Raw genomic sequence first — 18,714 nt, forward strand, 5'->3', positions numbered from 1 at the left:
CTTCAGGATTGTTTGCTGAGACTTCAGGATTGTTTGCTGAGACTTCAGGATTGTTTGCTGAGACTTCAGGATTGTTTTCTGACGCTTCAGGATTGTTTTCTGACGCTTCAGGATTGTTTGCTGATACTTCAGAATTGTTTTCTGACGCTTCAGGATTGTTTGCTAAGACTTCAGGATTGTTTGCTAAGACTTCCGGATTGTTTGCTAAGACTTCAGGATTGTTTGCTAAGACTTCCGGATTGTTTTCTGACGCTTCAGGATTGTTTGCTGATACTTCAGGATTGTTTGCTGACGGTTCTGCGGATTCTTCTCCTTCAATTTGTGGATTCGGTGTTACTGCACTGACTACTAGAGTAAAAATATTACTAACGGAGAGACTTCCATCGGATGCGGTGATTTTAATATTGAGGCTGCCGACATGAGTCTCGATGGGGGTTCCGCTAAAGGTGCGAGTTGTGGCATCAAAGAGTAACCAAGGGGGTAAATCGCTGCCATCTTCTAAAGTGGCGGAATAAGTGAGGGGATTGCCATCGGGGTCGTTGAAGGTATTTGCTGGAAGGGTAAAGTTAAATAGAGTGGATACAGTGGCGGTTAAATCGCTGATTTCATTCACAACCACGGGAGGATTATTTGCACGGTCATTATCAGTGATTTTCGCCGTGACGGAATTAATCTGAATTCCATTGTAATTGGGGTCTGTAGAAAGGGCCGTATGAGTAATCGTTCCGGTATGATTTCCTTCTACAATATTATCATCAACAGCCACAATTTCTACGGTTTGAGGCTTATCCCAATTCTCTGGAGTGAATATCAGAGAATTAACCCCAGTTGTGGTTTGATGATCGGGATTAATCCTAATCGTTACTTCGGCAGTGGGTCGGTTGGTTAAAACCACTGTATAGGTATCTGTTGCCCCTCCTTCCGTGACATTTGTGCTGCCGTCGGACTCGGTGATAAGGGCACTATACCAAACCAAGCTAAAATTATCAAGAGCCAATCCGTGGTCATTATCCTTATCGTTTACTTCTACCCACCGAATCCAAAGCGTTTGATTATTGTCCCAAGTTAAATCATGGATTGTCCCCCCCAGATTGGCAACCAAACCATTCGTATTACCATTGACTGGACCTCCTGGTTCCATAGCAATAGGGGAAGTAAAATCAAAATTTTCCCCCAGTTTATTCCAAGTTTGAACCGTATCAAATGTGGCTCCCAATCCATACTCTAATCTCATGGTTTGCGGCAGGGTTGGCGGCGTGACACTGCCCCCATTTCGCCATTGTTCGCCATCAAATTTTAGGGTTATATTCTTGAGGGTTGAACCTGTGGTATTTGTGGCGGCCAAAGCAATCCATCCGGCAATTTTGCCAGTGTCTGGACTGCCAAAATAAGCATGACCTGAACCCAATCCCCCCAAAGCGCGATCGGACGCACCATTTGATCCATAACTATAAAAACTTCCTTTATTACTTGAGCCATGATTCGCATCATAAGTTGGAATTGGAATGCCCGGTGCTGGTTGACGAAACAGATACCATCCAGGTAAGGTAGAATGATTGGCCCAGAGATTATCGGTTCCATTTGTTGCCAGAGAATCGAAATCTTGAAAGTAAGCACCCTGAAATGCGATCGCCATAACAATTCCTCCGAATGACTCCTGATATTAACAAAGTTTTTTGGATGACCTAACTAAGGTATAAATAACCCCAAATAGGCTGACTAAGTTTGACTGTCCCGATTCATGCAAATCTTGAGATTGCCCCCTCAATGATAGAGGGCTTTAATGAATTCACCCTACGACAGATAGGGGAAATGAGCAAGTCCTGACTGAACTGGGTACCGCTATCGTCTGGTTAACTGGATCCAGCCCGGGAAACGATTAACTCTCAAAGCGATACTCTGCCTATTTTAATAGTACAGGAATCCTGATACCAACCTCTCCCCAGATATTGCAGATAGGGAACCGTCGTTTTCCTGGATGATAAGAGTAGGAACTCTGGTTTTTGTCAGAAGTTCCCAGAGAGTTCAATGACACCGGCGATTAATTTCCAACAGAGAGGTTCACCTTCCCCGTCTGACGGTGCCCAAGGGATACTGAGACTGACGGTGACGAGGCAATTAGGGGAGGGTTGATGTCCAGACTCTAATTTTTTGACGAATACTGGATCGGTAATCTTCGCTTTTTCTAGTTTGCATCCCTTGGCGGTTTCTATTGTTCCTCGCCAGTTAGTTTGTCCTTTGTAATTCGTATGCTTATGAATGTAAAACTTGTTAGTTTTTACCAGTTGGAGGGTGCGACGGTGATGAAAGGGGCGGTTTTTTAGGTCGGAAGGATTAACGGATTTCTCGGAATTGTGGAGGATATATTTAAAGTTTAAACATTGTCTGCGGATATCATCGAGAGTGGCTTTCCCTCGATATTTCCATTGTCCGGGTAGAATGGAAAGGTTTTCACATTCAAAGCCGAAATCTGGGCCGGTATCATCGAGGGGGATTTCTAAAATATCCAGTAATTCCGGTTCTCTGCCTTCTAGGAGGCGAACATAGATGGGAACTCTGCCATCTTGGGGGTATAGCCGATCGCAGATGGGACGAATCCATCTGCCAGTATCGTAGTCAATTCCTGCGATACAGCGTTCCTGGTGTTTCCACGAGTTCGCTAAACAGATAATTCTCCTCACAGATGACATATTTTCACGTTCCCCCATTTTCCGTTGAGGTATTCTGCCACGAGGCGGCGATGACAGTGATGCGGTTTGGCTTCACTACAGAGTAAACAGGCTCCATCTAGCTGTTCTGGCGTCACTTTTTTCTCGATTTTCCGAGTCTCAATCAGGTGCAAGAATTTCTGCTCATAAATGGACCAATCCCCTTTATTCTTTTTATACTCATCCAGAATGTCTTTGGTGGGGGCTAAGTCTAAAATATGGAGATACTCGATATCAGCAAGGCTTTTCAAAAAGTATTTCAGGTCGTTTTTTTTTGCAAATCCAGCTAATTGGGAGATGTTATTTAAGCGAGTATCGATAATCCGTTTAACCCCTGCTTGTTTGAGGGTAGTAAAAAAGGTTTCCGCACTTTTTTGTGTAAAACCAATGGTAAATAAATTCACGTTATTCCCGTTACTTTTCATCATCTTCGGTCGTTTTTTCGATGTAGGCAATTTGGTCTCCTTGCAATTGATAGGCTGTGCTTACACAGTCTTCTCGGGTTGGCAAGTCGTGATTAGGTTCAGCAAATAAGGAGAGTTGAATGGGTTTATTGTTGGGATTATTTTGATATTCACTTAATCCCTGTTTTACGAGCATTCTCTCTTCTAAGTCGTGATGGGATTCCAATTGGCCGGTTTTCAAAATGTGGTTAATTTCAAGATGGTGCTGTCGCAGATGTTGACAGACTAGGATGGCGCGATGGCAGGTCAGGGGGTCCTGTTCGGCACACATGAGGGAAATTTTATGGGTGTTTAACCCGGTGAGGACTCGATTGAGTCCAGTTTGAAAGTCTGGGGTGGCGGCAATTTTTTCATAAACGGCTTTTCCCTCAATATAACAGTCCGGGTTGCTGGGTCTTGCACCTAATTCTTGGCCTAGAAAAACATATTTAATGCCTGCTTGTTCTAAGGCTTCTTTTAAGAGGGTGCGGTTAAAGTGGGGTAAGTATCGACTGTAGGGATGGGAACGAACATCTGCTAAGGCATCGATTTGATGCTGTTGGAGGAGGTGGATAAATGTGTCTATTTCGTGATTAGAATGGCCGATGGTGAATAAGTTCATCAAGATAACTCCTAGGATTAACGAGGTCAGAAAGGGTTGATTATCCTCATGTTTTCTTTGGGTCTTTGAGTTGAAACTCAAGGGCGGTTTCTGTTTCTGAGTTAATCAAAAATTTGGTTAAAATTTTTGATTGATTTTAGCCTTAAACTTTAGCATAGAACTATTCTTTTTGTCAATCTCTTCTAACTCCGACAACTCAAAGGGACGGAAACGAGGGCTGCCCTAGGGCTAGGTTCAGTATGATTTACACCGGCCTATAGCCAATCAGGGAGGGGAATTGGGGGGTTGTACTGGAGTTATTTTAAAGGTAACTCGATCGCAAATTCAGTTCCGACACCTTCAGTGGAAGAAAATCGCAAAATTCCTTGATGATTTTCGGTGACAATTTGATAGCTGGTTGACAATCCCATTCCGGTTCCTTTCCCGATCGCCTTGGTGGTAAAGAACGGATTAAATAACTTTTCTTGCACCCAGGTATTCATGCCAATTCCATTGTCTTGAATCACAATCGAGACCCGATTTTCGAGTAAAATTTGGGTCCGCAAGGTAATACAGCCTACATAATCAGATAGGGATTCAGGGGTCAAACGGTTTCGCCGTTCTTCGATCGCCTCGATCGCATTCATTAACAGATTCATAAACACTTGATTCAGTAGACTGCTGTAACATTCAACAAGGGGTAAATTGCCATAGTGCTTAATGACATGAATCTCTGGAACTCTGCCATGACCCTTTAAGCGATTATGTAAAATCATTAAGGTACTGTCAAGATTTTCATGGAGATCTACGGCTTTAATATCAGATTCGTCTAACCGGGAAAATGTCCGCAGAGACTGGACGATATCACGAATCCGGGACGCTCCATTTTTCATGGAGTTGATAATTTTAGGAAAATCACTGATGAGAAAATCTAATTCAATTTCTTCTTTGAATTCCGTAATCTCCTCCGGTGGATTGGGATAGGAGTTTTGGTAAAGCTGAATTAGTTTTAACAAATAATCCGTATAGTCCGAGGTGTGGGCTAAGTTGCCATAAATAAAACTCACGGGATTATTAATTTCATGGGCAACCCCAGCCACTAACTGACCGAGACTGGACATTTTTTCGGCTTGAATTAACTGGACTTGGGTATCTTGGAGTTCACGATAGGCTTGTTGGAGTTCTTGGCTTTTAGCTTGGGAATCTTGGTAAAGTTGGGCTTGATAGATAGCGATCGCCACCTGAGTACCAATGCTATGCAACAGTTCTAATTCATCATCCTGCCAGGGCCGATCGCTGGCGATTCTTCCCATTTCTAAGCCACCCATTCGCACTCCAGCTGTATGAATTGGCAAAATTAAATAGGTTCCCAATCCCGCTTTTTGGCACCACGCTTTTAAGGGTTCATCGCTAGAATTCGCCACCGGATCTAACCGATACATTTTTCCCGGTAAAATATGTTCTAACAGTTGAGGATAATTATCCATTGGATAGGAACCCAGCCAACTGGCTAACTGGGGATTTTTCTGTTCTTTGACGACTTCTAAGATTGGCGGTTCTGTATCTGAGTGATACCAGATAAAGGTGCAGATATCTACTTCTAGTTCAGCAAAAATTGCATTCACAGCATTCTGCAAAATGGTATCCAAATCGAGAGAATTGCGAATTTCTGTGCTGATATGATTTAAGAGTTGAGTGCGCTTGAGCAAGGCTTGGAGTCGCGCTTCGGCTTGTTTGCGATCGGTAATTTCCCGAATGATTGAGAATACATCCTCTCCACACAGTGCAAAACGAGCTTCGTAATTTCGCACGCCATCGGGCATCACCAGTTCGTATTCAAATAACTGCATTTGGTGAGTTTTTAACGTTTCTTCAATCAACTGTCCAGTCGGTTGTGCCAGAAAGTCTGGCAAAATTTCATATAAATTTTTGCCTAAAAATTGCTCCGGGGGTACTAATGGGGACATCTGTGGGGAGCATTTATAATCGACGAAGACTTTATCCCGGTTGTAGCGTAACATCATATCCGGAATAGCTTCAAGGAGTGCGCGAGTCTGAGTTTCGCTGTCTTGCAACGCTTTTTCGGCGGCTTTTCGTTCCGTAATATCCGCAATAATTGACCAAATATATTGTCCCCCATCGGACCCCTGAATTCTTAACCCAATCAATTCTACTGGAACTTGATGCCCTTGCTTATGGATATACTCTTTCTGATAAGGACCATATCGTCCAGTGGTTTGCAGCAAGTTTAATTGGATCGCCTCCGCTTCGTTATACTCTTCAGGGGTTAAATCCCAGTAACTTAACTGATTTAATTCCGCCAGAGTATAACCTGTGAGGTGAGAGGCAGCGGCATTGGCTTCGATAAATTGGCCCTGGAGATCATTCAAAATAATCCCCAAGGGACAGAGTTCAAAGAGCGATCGCAGCTTTTCCTCACTGGTTCGCAGGGCGGCTTCGGCTTGGATGCGCTCGGTGATATCCTCAAAGATAGCCACAATCCCCATTACTTGTCCGGTGCCATCATGCAGGGGGATCTTGGTGGTTTCCACCCAATTTTTACTACCATCCGGGTTCTGCACGGTTTCGATTAACTTGAGTAGGGGGCGATCGCTGATCATCACCTGGCGATCGCAATTTTTGTAATAGGTCGCTTCTTCTGGACTCAGAGAAAAATCCTCATCGGTTTTACCGACAAATTCCTCTGGACTGCTTCCCCTAAAAGCCTTGACAAAGGCTTGATTGCAGCCTAACACCACACTGTGGCGATCTTTCCATACCACCGACTGCGGCAAGGCATCCAGAATCGTTCTTAACAATTCTCGGGACTGGTCCAGTTCAGTTTCCGCCAGTGCACGTTCGGTAATATCCATTGTCGTCCCAAACATTCGCACCACTTGATTCTCCCGAAACTCCAGTTCAGCCCGGACATTGACATATCTCACTTCTCCATCCGGACGGAGGATGCGAATATCAAAATTTTGAGGAATCCCTTCCTGCGCTTCTATGACCCGCGCTTGGAGGAAGGCGCGATCATCCGGATGAAATTGTTTCAAATGTTCAGTCCAGGTGGGTTCCGGCTGGTCTGGATTCATGCCCAATATCCGAAAAACCTCGTCAGACCAAGTGAGTTTCTGGGTGGTAACATCAATTGACCAGTTGCCCAGATGGGCGACTTGTTGGGCTTTTTGCAGTTGTTCGGTGAGTTCAACCAGGGCGAGTTCATTGGCTTTGCGATCGGTCACATCACTCTGAATCCCGATAAACCGCACCGGGTTGTCTTCCTCATCCCACTCCACAATTTTACCAATCGCTAAATTCCATTTATACGAACCATCTTTACAGCGAACCCGATGTTCATTTTTATAAATTTTTGTTTCACCTTTGATATGTTTTTCCAACTCGTGATACATTTGAGCCTTATCCTCTGGATGGACACGATTTTCCCAGAGCCATTCCTGGTCAATGATTTCCTCTGCATCATAGCCCAAAAATTTCTTCCACTGATTGTTAGAACAAACCATCTCATGGGTCTGCATATTACATTCCCATGTCCCAGTCCCGGTCGTATCCAGCGCCAGTTGTAACCGAATATGACTTTCCCTTACTGCAATTTCGGCCTGTTTTTGATCGTGAATATATCGGGCAATTCCTAAACAGGCAATCACTTGTCCCTCATTATCAAGCAAAACGGATACATTAGTAGAATGCCAATAATAGTGACCATTTTTATGCAAGACTCGATATTCAAGTCCCCGGATATTTTCCTGTTGCAGCAATCGCTCGAATGCCTCCATACAAATCTGTAGGTCTTCAGGATGAACAATCTCCCCAAAAGAATGATGTAACAAATCGGAATCTATGTATCCCATGATGGATTCAAACGTCGGACTGACATAACTAAACGTCCCCTCATGCTCAATGATAAATACCATATCGTTAAGATTATCAATCAGGTTCCGAAACTTACTTTCGCTCATTTCCAGGGCTTTTTCCCGCGCTTTTAGCTCTGTAATATCCCGAATATAGCCATACCATGTGATGCTACCCTCGGGTTCGGCCTGGGGGGTGGAGTGGGCTACAACCCATATAATCTTGCCATTGGGATGACAAATTCGATACTCACAATGCCACGGAGTAAGCTGCTTCCCGGACTCCAGAATCGTCTGGGTCACTCGCGGCAAGTCCTCGGGATGGACCGATTCAAACACTCGGCCACCATCCTCGCGCACGGCTTCCGGCGCGACGCCATAAATGTCTTTTAACCCATCACTGGCGTAAGGGAAATAAGACTGACCATCGGGAAGGAGGCGAAACTGATAAATCACCCCAGGAAGATGACGGGTCAGTTGTTGAAAGCGATACTCTTCTTCACTTTGTTGGGTGTTTGTTAGGTGAGGTTCGGAAGAAGAAGGGGTGATTTCCTGATTGGGAATGAGGTGTTGAACTTGGCCTTGTGCGCCTTTGAGTTCGGTAATATCTCGAAAAATTAGCAGGTGACAATCAGCCCAAAAATTTGCCTGGGCAACATATTCCACTTCTCGCACTTCCAGGTCCGGGCGGATGAGGCGAACTCGATCGCAGATTTGACCTTGTGCTAACCAGTTGTGCCAAGATTGGTCGAAGTCAAACCCCGGGGGGGTAAAATCTCTGAGAGTACCTCCCATTAGGTCTTGAGGCAGTAACCCCAATAAGGAACAGGCGGCAGGGTTGGCATCCAAGTAGTACCCCCGGTCATCGATGATGAGCATCGCATCTAAGGCGGCGGCAAAGAGCGCTTGGAAGGGTTGATTATCTTGGGGGAAAAAGGGGGGAACGGACCCCGAATCTACGGGTTGGCGATCGCACGGAGGGGGCAGGTGAAACTCAATTTGACGAGGTAAGAGCATGGCATCAGAGAAAATTGTAAACGAGGATCAAGGCCAAACGTTGACAATCCCACGACTAAAAGCGTATGGCTGTTCAAATTATACCCACAAGCAGAAGACTCAGAACTCAGAAGGGACAGATCCTCTTGACAAGAACACTCGTTTCTGGATATTCTTAGCCCTAAACTTCTCACGGCCTGGGCTGTGAACTCTGTTGTTGTCTATGGCCTCTACTCAACCGTGACCCCAAAAATTGTGAAACTTGATTCCTTGGAACGGATTGTCTTGTGTGATTTTGATGGGACCATTACCACGGAAGATACTTTCGTGAAGATGATGCAGGAGTTCACTCCCACACTGGCGCGAGAACTGCTGCCCGAAATATATGCATTGCGCTTAACCCTGCGCGATGGAGTGCGACAGACCCTGGAATCGATTCCTACGGCCCAATATCCCGAGATTTTGGCGTTTATGGAGGGGGAACCGATTCGACCCGGGTTTGTGGAGTTTCTGGATTTTTTGGAACAAGAGGGTGTGCCGATCGCCATTGTTTCTGGCGGGTTGCGAGGGATGGTAGAAACGGTGTTAGGTCCCTTGAAACACCGGGTTTTGGCAATTCATGCAATCGAAGTGGATCTCGGTGCCGAGTATCTACAGGTGCATTCCGACTTTGAAGGGGGGACGGAATTGGTGAATAAGGTAGCGGTGATGCGGCGATATTCGGCCAAGGAAACCGTGGCGATCGGGGATTCGGTGACGGATTTGAATCTGGGAATGGAAGCGGGGGTGGTGTTTGCGCGCGATCGCCTTGCTGCTTATCTAACGGACCGCCAAAAACCCTATTTGGAGTGGCATGATTTTTTTGACCTGCGAGACACTCTCGATCGCCGGTGGAATTCTGTCTAAGTCTAAGCGGAAGGGCGTATCAATCATAAAGCGTGACTGATGTGAGGAAATAGCACAAGAGTCACGCTTTATTCTTACCAGTATTGTTCAATTGTAACAACGAGATTTACTTGCTCTACGTTTAGTTTCTTCGTGCCAGTAGGCGGTGAGAATTTTAGGGTCCGGAGGACCAATCAGACAGACGACTCGCAGACCCCGGAGAACATCAATGAACTTCGCATAAGGGGTTCTTTCCAAACTGCGATCGTTCAGGGTATAAACCAGTGCGCCTCGGCTAAAGGTCTTTTTACCGTAAGTTAACGCCACGGTAATCATGGCATTACTGATGGCCCTTTGCTGCTGTCTGCGTTCTAAATGATTGAGGTCTTTGCGGCGGTGTACCGCACCCAATAAACCGATCGCTTCGATATTGGAATCACCTTCAATCATAGCGGTGAGCTTTCTGTTCGCATCCATTTGTACCACTCCTGGTAATAATTTACTTCAGACCAATCGAACAATAAATTCAGTTTCATGCACATAAAAAAATGAGTGTAACGAGGATTGAACGGGAGTTCCCCGGTTCAATCAGAACAATTGAGGGAAAACTAGATTTAGATTCGGGTCATTTTTAACCCGTGATCAGGTCAAGGAGACCTTAACCCGTTCCCAAAATTCTGGTGAGACAAGCGACGATCGCTTAGGGTAGATGCCAATTTTGTGATTTAGGAAAGGTTCACCAGCAACTTTTTCCTAAAATCATCCCTATCCCAAGAATGCCCTAGAGTTCCAACCCAATCGCAAATTAAGTCAGAATTCGTTGCAATTCTTAAAAAACCTGACATCTATTTACAATCAAACCGGAGAGGGTAATTGTCTTTAAATTGACAAACTGCTCTCAAGAGTGAACAGACCCTGAGCAATTTCCCTTGTTGGTTATGCTTTTTATCATAAGCAACCCTCCGGTGAATCCCGTGATTGCTAGGGACGGTTTGTTAATCGTCATAGACGAAAGGGGATGTTAAGAGGTTGCCACCCGGGGATTCCAACCCCCGGTTGTGACGACAAAGCCTTTGGGGGTCAAGGAACAGAAGGCGATCGCCTGAGTTATGCCGTTTCTAAAACTGGTCGCGATCGCTCTGTCTCAGGGGCATCCCATCCGCCCCAAGACTCTGGGACCTCAGCCTGTTCCCTCCAAAAATGAACCTCCCCTTAAACTAAGGGGAGGCTAGGCAAATCAAAGATTAGAGAGGGGAACGTTCAACCGCACTCGCCCCAAAGGTTTCAGGAGTTAGGCTGCATGATAGGGAGAGGTCAACAGGTCTAAATGCTTGGTTAACAAGCTCAGGAATAGGCCCACATCGGTAACCACCCCCGTGGATTCAACAGAACCGCGATCGCTGAGTTTCGTAACCACTGCTGGATTAATATCCACACAGACCATCTTCACCCCAGAAGGCGTCATGTTGCCGACCCCAATCGAGTGCAACATGGTGGATAACATCAAAATCATCTCTGCCCCTTCCAAGAGCTTCGCATACTCTTCCTGAGCCTTAATTAAATCCATTTGAGTATCGGGCAACGGTCCATCATCTCGGATGGAACCGGCTAGGGCAAAGGGTACATTGTGTTTCACACATTCATAAAATATCCCACTTTGGAGCGCACCTTGTTCCACCGCTTTGGCAATACTGCCATAGCGGCGAATGGTGTTAATGGTTTTCAGGTGGTGCCGATGTCCGCCCCGGACGGCGACGCCGCGCTTCATGTCCACCCCGAGGGAGGTTCCCATGAACGCTTGTTCCATATCGTGAACGGCGATCGCATTGCCACCGAGTAACCCTTGGATATACCCTTCCCGAATCAACCGGGTCAGGTGTTCGCCACCGCCGGTATGAATCACCACGGGTCCTGCCGTCACCACCACCTTACCGCCGCGATCGCGAATTTGCCGCAATTCCCAGGCGACTTGTTCCACCACCAATTCCACCCGACGCTCGCTGGAGACTCCAGACGACATAAAGCTGAATTCTTGGTTGTTGCGTTGTTCCCGCGCTCCCGTCTTGCGAACCGTGCGGATGCCAGCCACATCCACCACCACCGACTCACCCAGTTCCAAATCGCGCAGGAGCTTGCAGCGCGCCACCGGCCCTTCGGGGGTTTGAACCACGGCGATCGCCCCATCCATGCGATGATTCAGCACCCGGACCCATTCCCCCTTGATCCGCACTTCCGTGGGATAAATCGTGGTGACATAGAAATCATCCGGAGCCACCCCTTTTTGTTGGACAGGTTCGAGTTTGGCATCCCGCTCATCTTGGGGCAAGTCTACAGCACCCAAGTCAATCAACTGGGCTAAAATCTCTTCCATCACCCCATGAGAAGGCGCTGAGACTTTCACCTCGGCAGTGGAGGTGCTCTGCCGTTGCTCTCCCAAGTTAAAATTCAAGACTTGGAAACTGCCACCGCCTTCGACGATAGTATCTAGGGCCCGGTTGATTAATCCTGTATCCAGCAGATGTCCTTCTAAGCGAATCGTCCGACTTTCTACGGGTTCATTGGCATGGACATCCTCCTTCACAGGTTCGGTGGTTCGCAGGGTCAGACATTTCGCTGCACCCCCTGCTTTGAGGAATTCGCTGAGGGTGGTTTCAAACACCTCAAAGCCGACATTTTTGAGGCGTTGTTTCAGATCATCGCTGACCTTGTTCATGATTACTTTGTCGTCAACATTGACCGCATTGCAGGCAAAGTTTACGGCATCTGCTTCGCCAATGGCAATCCTTTTTTCGGGGGGAACGCGCATTTCAATGATGCGGTTGGAGTAGAAGTCAAAAGCTGGGGGATAATAGAGTAAGTAACCGCGATTGAGGGGACAGAAGCAGGTATCCAGGTGATAGAACCGTTCATCGGCTAATTGCAGAGAGATGACTTGGATATCTAACCACTTGGCAATATAGGAGTGGGAGTCGAGTTCAGAACGGAAACCGTATCCTGCCCATAGCCAACGTCCTTCGCGATCGAGCAGTGCATCTCCGGCTCCTTCAAAGGGTAAATCTTTCGGGAGTTCGTAGACGGTGTACCCTTGGGCTTCAAACCACTGTTTGAAATAGGGTTCTTCCCCTTGGCGTTCTTTGTGGAAGAAGCGACTGAGGACGACTTTTTTGCCCAGAACTAATCCGGCGTTGGCGGTAAACACCATATCGGGCCAACCGGGTTGGGGATCGACGAGTTCAACCAGGGCGTGTTCTTTGATGATGTGGAAGAGTTTATGCCACTGCTCCGTGGCGCGATCGCGAGAAGATTTGTGGATGTTGCCCTCCATCCAGGGATTAATCACATAATCCACGTCATAGTGGTTGGGGGGACACATCAGGATACGAGTCTCAGAATTCATAATTTGCGCTATATTCGGTAAGTAATGTTACAGTTTTGGGATTCAGTTATTTTTGTAGCAGCAAGACAAAACTCCTCCTTTTTATGTAAAAAAGGAGGTTTTTTCAGAACGAATTCGTCTGAGCTATGTCATAACAGCCAATTCTTTATCTTATCACAGGATAGTAATAAGTTTTTGAGGTAAAAAAAATAGTCTCTTTTAATTGGAAGATTGATTTTATGCTCGAAATCGGGAAGCGGGTTGGGTCGAGTCTTTTATGAACGGGTTGTTCTTCTCAGGGAGAACGGAGAAACCCGGGTGCAATTGAAGGCTGGAGGGGATGGGATCAAGGGCGATCGCACCCTCGGTCTTTGCAGGGACAGCCACCGAAGAGATCCCCACAGCTGGCCTCTGAATGGCGGATTGACTTGAGAAAAAAAAATCCCCCTAGCCGAAGCTAGAGGGTTCGTCAATCAGGGTGCATCTATATTATTAAATTCTAGTTATGGGGGGTTTATCCGGAAAATACTGCAAGTTTTTTTTGAGGGAGGTCAGTAGTGGGATCACGGGAAGACGATCGCCTAAAAACTGGATGGACTATTCTCCCCAAAAACCCGTGTTTGCCCTTGACCCGTCCTTTGTTCTGAGACTTTTACAGCCCAAAATATCACCGGGGATTGAACGACTCGGAGTCGAAAAAAATCCCCTAGCTTTGGGCCAGGGGGACTCTGAATCAGGGTGCATCCAATTCGTTATTTCCACCCCGGACTGTAGGCATCCGGGAAAGGGTTAAAACTGTTTTTCCCTGGGTCAAGAATCCACCATTGACGGGATAATGCTTGCCCAGTTTTTGCAAGAGGCGATCGCACTCAGTCATGCGGGAGATTTCCCCGATGTACCCCCCTTGACAGCACCCCGGGATTGGGGTATCTTGTGTCTTTAGCGTGCATTCTCATCAGTACAATCATCAAATTATCGCGATCTGTATCGTGATGAGTGCCTACATCTACACCCGCAGGTTACGGACTGGGTAACCCTCCTGCGCGGATGGCACAGGGAAGACATTGAGGCATCTACAAAAAACAACCGAGGGGATTTACGGTCACCGGCCACTAATCTCTTGGTTTTAATTTTCTTCTCTCTGTAGAGCAAAATTTTCGAGGCATCTTGGCACAAGTTTGATTCGGAGGAGCATTTTTCAGGCTGGTCCTAAATCTCCAAATGAATTTACTGTGGCGAGATTCATTCCAAGCATCATGACAAGTCTTGAGTTGGATTACCTAAGACTGAGATAGAAAACTATCACGGCGAGTTCCCAAACGCATCGATATAGATGTGGGCGCGATTGCCTCGGGGTGGCATTTGCACAAATAGGTTGAGAGTTGGGGCAGAATTTATCAAGCCAATGCTGATGATTCCGTTTATTGTGCAAAATCTGAATGCGATCGGCCCGAGCACCGATGGATCAATCGATCTATCGGTGATCTCCACGCAGTTGGCATGGTTACAGGCGATCGGCGATCGCCTGTTCAAAACCCGATACCCCACCGGATGGGTAGCCTGGGTAGGCAGGCTTCGTCCGTATAGCCCCACCCTTGAGGGTGTGGGTTTTTACAGACCTGTGCATCCCGGGACCCTCGGAGTTTCTACCGGGTCTCAATTCCGGATCCAGGTGCAATTGAGCCGAATAGATCTCTCAGTTGCACCCTGGTTTCCTCCTAGTCTTTGGACTAGGGGGATTTTTCTGCGTTTTGTGCCCCCTCAACCCGGACCCCTGGGCCCAATCCAATCTTTTCCCCCTGCTCTTTATTTACCCAAAAATAACCCGATGAAGCCTCGACCCTCTGGCAGTAGCCGAAGTGAGTGGAGGTTTCTTTGCTCTATTGTTGCCCATTTCCCCTGCATAAAATTACGGAGTGCTTTACCTGAGCCAGCTAAAAAGCCAACACCGAATCAGGCAGGTTTTTCCTTTTTAAAGGAAAATTTTAGGAGAATCAAAAAAAATTTTATCCCAGAAAAATCGGCTTTTTCTCATTGGAGGCCCCAATTTATGGGCAGCTAGAAATGGCCTAAAATTAAGGGTTTCAGGCCCTAGGCTGATTTGAATTTCACGGACTCGATTTTCCTGAAACCTAAGAAATTTTGGTGTAAGTAACAGTGGTTTTTGGGGTCTTAGCCTAGGGATTTATTTCCGTTTCATTCTCAGGAAACATGATAGACCCTAACGTCAGTATTCAAGAGTTTTAGGGATTACCATCAAAAGGAAGAAATATGTCTGCAAATAACGCCCACATCAAACGCTTGTTGGCAACGAAACAATGTCAAGGTGGGGACCTCCGAGATGCCCACTTAACTCGGCTCAATCTCAGTGGTGCTGACTTGAGCGGTGCTAAGTTGATGTTTGCCAACCTCAATGGCACTAATCTGAGTAATGCCAACTTAAGTGGTGCCGAACTCAGTTTTGCAAATTTCGTGGCCGCTGACCTGATTAATAGCGACCTGAGTGGGGTTGACGCTAAAGGCGTCAACTTCCTCGATGCCAAACTGAATCACGCCCAACTTGGCGGTGCCGATTTAGTATTTGCCAATTTAGTCAATACCAACCTAGAAGAAGCCAACCTCAGTGGGGCTTCTCTGGAAGGGGCGAATTTAATCGGTGCAAATCTCAATAGCACTCAGATGAATGGGATTAACCTCTCCGGTGCAAATCTGGGCCATGCTCAAATTCGGAATGCCAATTTATCCAATGCTGACTTGAGTAATGCCCGGTTAGTGGAAGCGGACCTGAGTGATGCGAATCTCTCTGGGGTGAATTTGAGAAACGCTAATTTATTAAATGCTAACCTCAATGGTGCGAATCTCACGGGTGCTGATTTGACTGGCGCTAATTTGGCCCAGGCAAAGCTCGATGGTGCGATCGGGCTGTACCAGGACAATTTGGTGGGAATGCGCCCGCCCGATCGCCCTCCTGCATCCCACAATCATCCCAATATGTCTTACGTCAGCGTTCTCCAAACCAATTCCTTGCACTCGTCATCCAATCATCTGGGGCTCCCTCGTCCGGGGTTGCCGTCTTAATGAAGATAAGCAGCAGTCTAGCCCAGTCACAATACTGGGCTAAACTGTTATCAAAAGTCTCGTCCCTGGAAGAGGTGGCTGGAGATTTCCCTCTTCTTGAGCGATCGCACCCCCTCCGATTCGCAATGGATTCCCTTCTTAATCTGTATGACCATCGGTCCGTTCAATTCCGATAGATACAGTTTTTCATCGGGTCATCTACTCCGGGCGATCGCCGCTCAACCTTACCGTCCACTCCCACGATGGGGGGCTATTTCTTGCCCCGACTCTAGTCTTGCTGTTAATACCTGTGTGTTGAACTCCGAACGCGACAGCTCTAAACTGTGAGATTCACGCCCAGAGAAGTTTGCCGCCAAACCCAATAAGAACAGGCTACAGAAAATAATCGAAAAGTAGCTACGCATATCCAAGATCCGTTTCAGAGCTTCTATTACTCCTTACGAAATCTCGAATTTTTATCAGTTTAAATAGTCAAAAAAAATAATTATTTCAGTCATTTCATCAAGTATTTTTTATATTTGTAGAGAAAAGTAGGGTGGGCATTGCCCACCTTATTTACTACAATTGCTCTAATTATCTAGGTTTGATAGGCTTCTTTATGGAGCTTGACGGCGATTTGTCCTAACAATCATCTCTACTTTTGTAGCAATCCAAATATTAAAAAATCCGAGGCTTTTTAAAAAATCCTGTATAAAACAACACCCCCATTGAGTCAGGGTTGCCATCCCGGTGAAAAAATGCTAAACTAGAAATAGGCTTTAAAAAAAAATTAAGGAGCGCTCACTGCGCCCCCTAAAAAACGTCCCGACATCCGGGATTCTCAACCGTAAATTTACGGTTTATTTGCTGCCATAGTAGAAAGCGATTTCTTTCTCTTTTAAAGGAGCAAAGTCCGCCTGGGTCAGCATCTGGTTGAGTTCATCTTGAGCGATATGTTTCGCCCCAATCCGCACAATGCGCGATCGCATGGTATTGGAAACGCCACTGCGCTGCCGTCCCGCCTCTAGTCCCATCACCTGATTGTACAGATCCAGTTTGGCCTCGGGAATGGGAGACCCATCAAAATCAATTCCCTTGGCGATCGCCACATCGATCGCATCTGCGCCGGTGGTACTCTCCGCAACTGGCTTGTTTTCGCTCGTCATAAACACTTTTGGCCGAAAGATTACCTCAGCATTCTACCAAGTTGCGTCCCCTCTCCATCTACCCAAAGACTTACCGGGAAAGAGACTGGATAAAATCAAAGACTTTATGGGCCAATTTCAACTTACTACAGGGGGCGATCGCCTGTTGTCGTCCCGTAGCATCAATCACCACCGCCTGATTACTATCACTCCCAAACCCCGCATTGGGGCGATCAATCGGATTAGCGACGATCGCATCTAATTTCTTCCGGCGCAACTTCTCAATGGCTGGCGTAACAATATCCCCCGTTTGTGCCGCAAACCCAATTAACCGCTGATGGGGTTGCTTACATTCCCCCAATTGTGCGATAATATCCGGCACCGATTCCAAGGGCAAACTCTCTGGTAGCGCCTGTTTCGGTAACTTGTGCGAATGAAACTGCACCGGCCTAACATCGGCCACCGCTGCCGCCATCACCGTAATATCCGCCTGGGGAAAAAATTCTAGCATCGCCTGCTGCATTTCTTCAGCGCGAGTCACCGCCACAATCTGAGCACCGGGTATCAACTCCTGGAAGCCGGGGGACATCGCCCCCGCTACAAAAGTCACCTCAGCCCCACGATGGAGCGCACAGCGTGCTAAAGCAATGCCCATTTTGCCCGTGGCGGGATTGCCGATAAACCGAACGGGGTCAAAATGCTCCCGGGTACTTCCGGCACCGATTAACACCCGCTTACCCACTAAATCCTGCTTTCCCTGAGTATGTAAGACCGATTCTATATGGGCTAAAATTCGCTCCGGTTCAGCCATTCGCCCGGTTCCGACGCGATCGCAAGCCAGCAGTCCGGAACCCGGTGCAATCCTGTGAAATCGCGACTCCTGAACCACCTGTTCCCAATTGCGTTGGGTCACCGACTGATTCCACATCTCCGTATTCATTGCCGGGGCCAACAAAATCGGACAAGTAGAAGCTAGAACCGTATTGGTGAGCAGATTATCTGCCATTCCCGTTGCCAACTTCGCTAAGGTATTCGCCGTCAGGGGGGCAATCACCAAAACCTCCGCCCATTCCCCCAGTTCAATATGTAACGGTCGGGAATGGACGGGTTGCCAGAAGTTGGCATCGGTATAGGCAGGATGACGGCACAGGGTAGTCACCGTCAACGGGGTAATAAATTCCTGGGCACCACGAGTCAGAATCGCCCGGACCTGCGCCCCCGCTTTCGCCAGGGTTGAGAGGGCATCACAAACTTTATAGGCGGCAATTCCGCCCGTGATGCCCAGCAGAATCCGTCTATTTTCAAATGAAGAAGGCACGAGGAGGTTTCCCTCCTGGATGCCTGTCTGGTTAAAGTCCTCACTCATGGTTCAGACTGAGCCTTAAGCGGTTACCCTTCATCGTAAGGTTGCAAGTCCAACAAATAGATGTAAGGTTCAACGAGTTCTGGACGACGAAAGGCGATCGCGCGTAGCAAATGCCAATCATTCAAGCCCTCAAACGGATCGGTATAATCATCCAGTTCAAGACGGATAGCGAGTTTCTCGATATCAGCCTCCGTCATCGAAGTAATATCCCGAGTGGAAATGGTCGTCGCTCCCATCGTTCGCCCCTCCATTATGTATGAGCACT

16 protein-coding genes are annotated in these 18,714 nt (G+C 47.1%); 3 read left to right on the top strand and 13 right to left on the bottom strand.

The window, feature by feature from the left end; translation table 11 throughout:
* From NG795_RS12370 to NG795_RS12390, 5 genes are all read right to left on the bottom strand, one after another.
* Window positions 1-1,636, bottom strand: a 1,636-nt coding sequence (locus tag NG795_RS12370; RefSeq protein ID WP_367288969.1) for a putative Ig domain-containing protein, incomplete at its 3' end; no start/stop codon positions are given.
* 370 nt (window positions 1,637-2,006) lie between these two features.
* A complete protein-coding gene (locus NG795_RS12375; protein ID WP_367288970.1) occupies window positions 2,007-2,690 on the bottom strand; it encodes a dual OB domain-containing protein in 684 nt (227 codons plus the stop codon).
* Complete coding sequence (locus tag NG795_RS12380) at window positions 2,678-3,136, bottom strand: DUF488 domain-containing protein (protein WP_436836050.1); 459 nt, start codon at window positions 3,134-3,136, stop codon at window positions 2,678-2,680. Before NG795_RS12380 ends, NG795_RS12375 begins: the two co-directional genes overlap by 13 nt.
* The gene (locus NG795_RS12385; protein ID WP_367288971.1) at window positions 3,123-3,773 is read right to left on the bottom strand and encodes a DUF488 domain-containing protein; all 651 of its coding nucleotides are present in this window, start codon (window positions 3,771-3,773) and stop codon (window positions 3,123-3,125) included. The genes NG795_RS12380 and NG795_RS12385 overlap by 14 nt, the downstream gene beginning before the upstream one ends.
* Window positions 3,774-4,069: 296 nt before the next feature.
* The gene (locus NG795_RS12390) at window positions 4,070-8,641 is read right to left on the bottom strand and encodes a PAS domain S-box protein (RefSeq protein WP_367288972.1); all 4,572 of its coding nucleotides are present in this window, start codon (window positions 8,639-8,641) and stop codon (window positions 4,070-4,072) included.
* A gap of 234 nt (window positions 8,642-8,875) precedes the next feature.
* Here NG795_RS12390 and NG795_RS12395 point away from each other — a divergent pair, with 234 nt between their 5' ends.
* Entirely contained in the window at window positions 8,876-9,526 is a 651-nt protein-coding gene (locus NG795_RS12395; RefSeq protein WP_367288973.1) for an HAD-IB family phosphatase, read from the top strand.
* Window positions 9,527-9,613: 87 nt separating this feature from the next.
* On the opposite strand, the gene NG795_RS12400 is transcribed toward NG795_RS12395, so the two are convergent.
* Window positions 9,614-9,982, bottom strand: coding sequence for a DUF4258 domain-containing protein (locus NG795_RS12400; protein WP_261207272.1), 369 nt, complete (start codon window positions 9,980-9,982; stop codon window positions 9,614-9,616).
* Window positions 9,983-10,523: 541 nt separating this feature from the next.
* Here NG795_RS12400 and NG795_RS12405 point away from each other — a divergent pair.
* Complete coding sequence (locus NG795_RS12405) at window positions 10,524-10,709, top strand: hypothetical protein (protein ID WP_367288974.1); 186 nt, start codon at window positions 10,524-10,526, stop codon at window positions 10,707-10,709.
* An 87-nt stretch (window positions 10,710-10,796) separates the two neighbouring features.
* On the opposite strand, the gene argZ is transcribed toward NG795_RS12405, so the two are convergent.
* From argZ to NG795_RS12420, 3 genes are all read right to left on the bottom strand, one after another.
* On the bottom strand, window positions 10,797-12,902 hold the full coding sequence (gene argZ, locus NG795_RS12410; protein ID WP_367288975.1) for a bifunctional arginine dihydrolase/ornithine cyclodeaminase: 2,106 nt from the start codon (window positions 12,900-12,902) through the stop codon (window positions 10,797-10,799).
* 712 nt (window positions 12,903-13,614) lie between these two features.
* A complete protein-coding gene (locus NG795_RS12415; protein WP_367288976.1) occupies window positions 13,615-13,758 on the bottom strand; it encodes a hypothetical protein in 144 nt (47 codons plus the stop codon).
* Between the two features lie 627 nt (window positions 13,759-14,385).
* Complete coding sequence (locus NG795_RS12420; protein ID WP_367288977.1) at window positions 14,386-14,508, bottom strand: hypothetical protein; 123 nt, start codon at window positions 14,506-14,508, stop codon at window positions 14,386-14,388.
* Between the two features lie 644 nt (window positions 14,509-15,152).
* On the opposite strand from NG795_RS12420, the gene NG795_RS12425 reads away from it, so the two are divergent.
* On the top strand, window positions 15,153-15,959 hold the full coding sequence (locus NG795_RS12425; protein WP_367288978.1) for a pentapeptide repeat-containing protein: 807 nt from the start codon (window positions 15,153-15,155) through the stop codon (window positions 15,957-15,959).
* A 224-nt stretch (window positions 15,960-16,183) separates the two neighbouring features.
* On the opposite strand, the gene patX is transcribed toward NG795_RS12425, so the two are convergent.
* The 4 genes from patX to isiD all read right to left on the bottom strand — a co-directional run bounded on the left by patX (window position 16,184) and on the right by isiD (window position 18,685).
* Window positions 16,184-16,363: a heterocyst-inhibiting protein PatX gene (gene patX / locus NG795_RS28440; RefSeq protein ID WP_436836051.1), complete on the bottom strand. Its 180-nt coding sequence runs from the start codon at window positions 16,361-16,363 to the stop codon at window positions 16,184-16,186.
* Window positions 16,364-16,798: 435 nt separating this feature from the next.
* A complete protein-coding gene (locus NG795_RS12430; protein ID WP_367288979.1) occupies window positions 16,799-17,104 on the bottom strand; it encodes a small RNA NsiR4-regulated ssr1528 family protein in 306 nt (101 codons plus the stop codon).
* 70 nt (window positions 17,105-17,174) lie between these two features.
* Complete coding sequence (coaBC, locus tag NG795_RS12435; RefSeq protein ID WP_367288980.1) at window positions 17,175-18,449, bottom strand: bifunctional phosphopantothenoylcysteine decarboxylase/phosphopantothenate--cysteine ligase CoaBC; 1,275 nt, start codon at window positions 18,447-18,449, stop codon at window positions 17,175-17,177.
* Window positions 18,450-18,472: 23 nt separating this feature from the next.
* Complete coding sequence (gene isiD, locus NG795_RS12440) at window positions 18,473-18,685, bottom strand: protein IsiD (protein WP_015147121.1); 213 nt, start codon at window positions 18,683-18,685, stop codon at window positions 18,473-18,475.
* Window positions 18,686-18,714 lie beyond the last annotated feature (29 nt).

Origin of the sequence: Laspinema palackyanum D2c, assembly GCF_025370875.1 — a bacterium.
In the GTDB taxonomy this organism is placed as follows: Bacteria; Cyanobacteriota; Cyanobacteriia; order Cyanobacteriales; family Laspinemataceae; genus Laspinema; species Laspinema palackyanum.

Bases quoted from the DNA above. Each gene is read 5' to 3' on its own strand.
- NG795_RS12375 (WP_367288970.1), bottom strand. From the start codon at position 2,690: ATGTCATCTGTGAGGAGAATTATCTGTTTAGCGAACTCGTGGAAACAC.
- NG795_RS12380 (WP_436836050.1), bottom strand. From the start codon at position 3,136: ATGATGAAAAGTAACGGGAATAACGTGAATTTATTTACCATTGGTTTT.
- NG795_RS12385 (WP_367288971.1), bottom strand. From the start codon at position 3,773: ATGAACTTATTCACCATCGGCCATTCTAATCACGAAATAGACACATTT.
- NG795_RS12390 (WP_367288972.1), bottom strand. From the start codon at position 8,641: ATGCTCTTACCTCGTCAAATTGAGTTTCACCTGCCCCCTCCGTGCGAT.
- NG795_RS12400 (WP_261207272.1), bottom strand. From the start codon at position 9,982: ATGGATGCGAACAGAAAGCTCACCGCTATGATTGAAGGTGATTCCAAT.
- NG795_RS12405 (WP_367288974.1), top strand. From the start codon at position 10,524: ATGTTAAGAGGTTGCCACCCGGGGATTCCAACCCCCGGTTGTGACGAC.
- argZ (WP_367288975.1), bottom strand. From the start codon at position 12,902: ATGAATTCTGAGACTCGTATCCTGATGTGTCCCCCCAACCACTATGAC.
- NG795_RS12415 (WP_367288976.1), bottom strand. From the start codon at position 13,758: ATGACTGAGTGCGATCGCCTCTTGCAAAAACTGGGCAAGCATTATCCC.
- NG795_RS12420 (WP_367288977.1), bottom strand. From the start codon at position 14,508: ATGCACAGGTCTGTAAAAACCCACACCCTCAAGGGTGGGGCTATACGG.
- NG795_RS12425 (WP_367288978.1), top strand. From the start codon at position 15,153: ATGTCTGCAAATAACGCCCACATCAAACGCTTGTTGGCAACGAAACAA.
- patX (WP_436836051.1), bottom strand. From the start codon at position 16,363: ATGCGTAGCTACTTTTCGATTATTTTCTGTAGCCTGTTCTTATTGGGT.
- NG795_RS12430 (WP_367288979.1), bottom strand. From the start codon at position 17,104: ATGACGAGCGAAAACAAGCCAGTTGCGGAGAGTACCACCGGCGCAGAT.
- coaBC (WP_367288980.1), bottom strand. From the start codon at position 18,449: ATGAGTGAGGACTTTAACCAGACAGGCATCCAGGAGGGAAACCTCCTC.
- isiD (WP_015147121.1), bottom strand. From the start codon at position 18,685: ATGGGAGCGACGACCATTTCCACTCGGGATATTACTTCGATGACGGAG.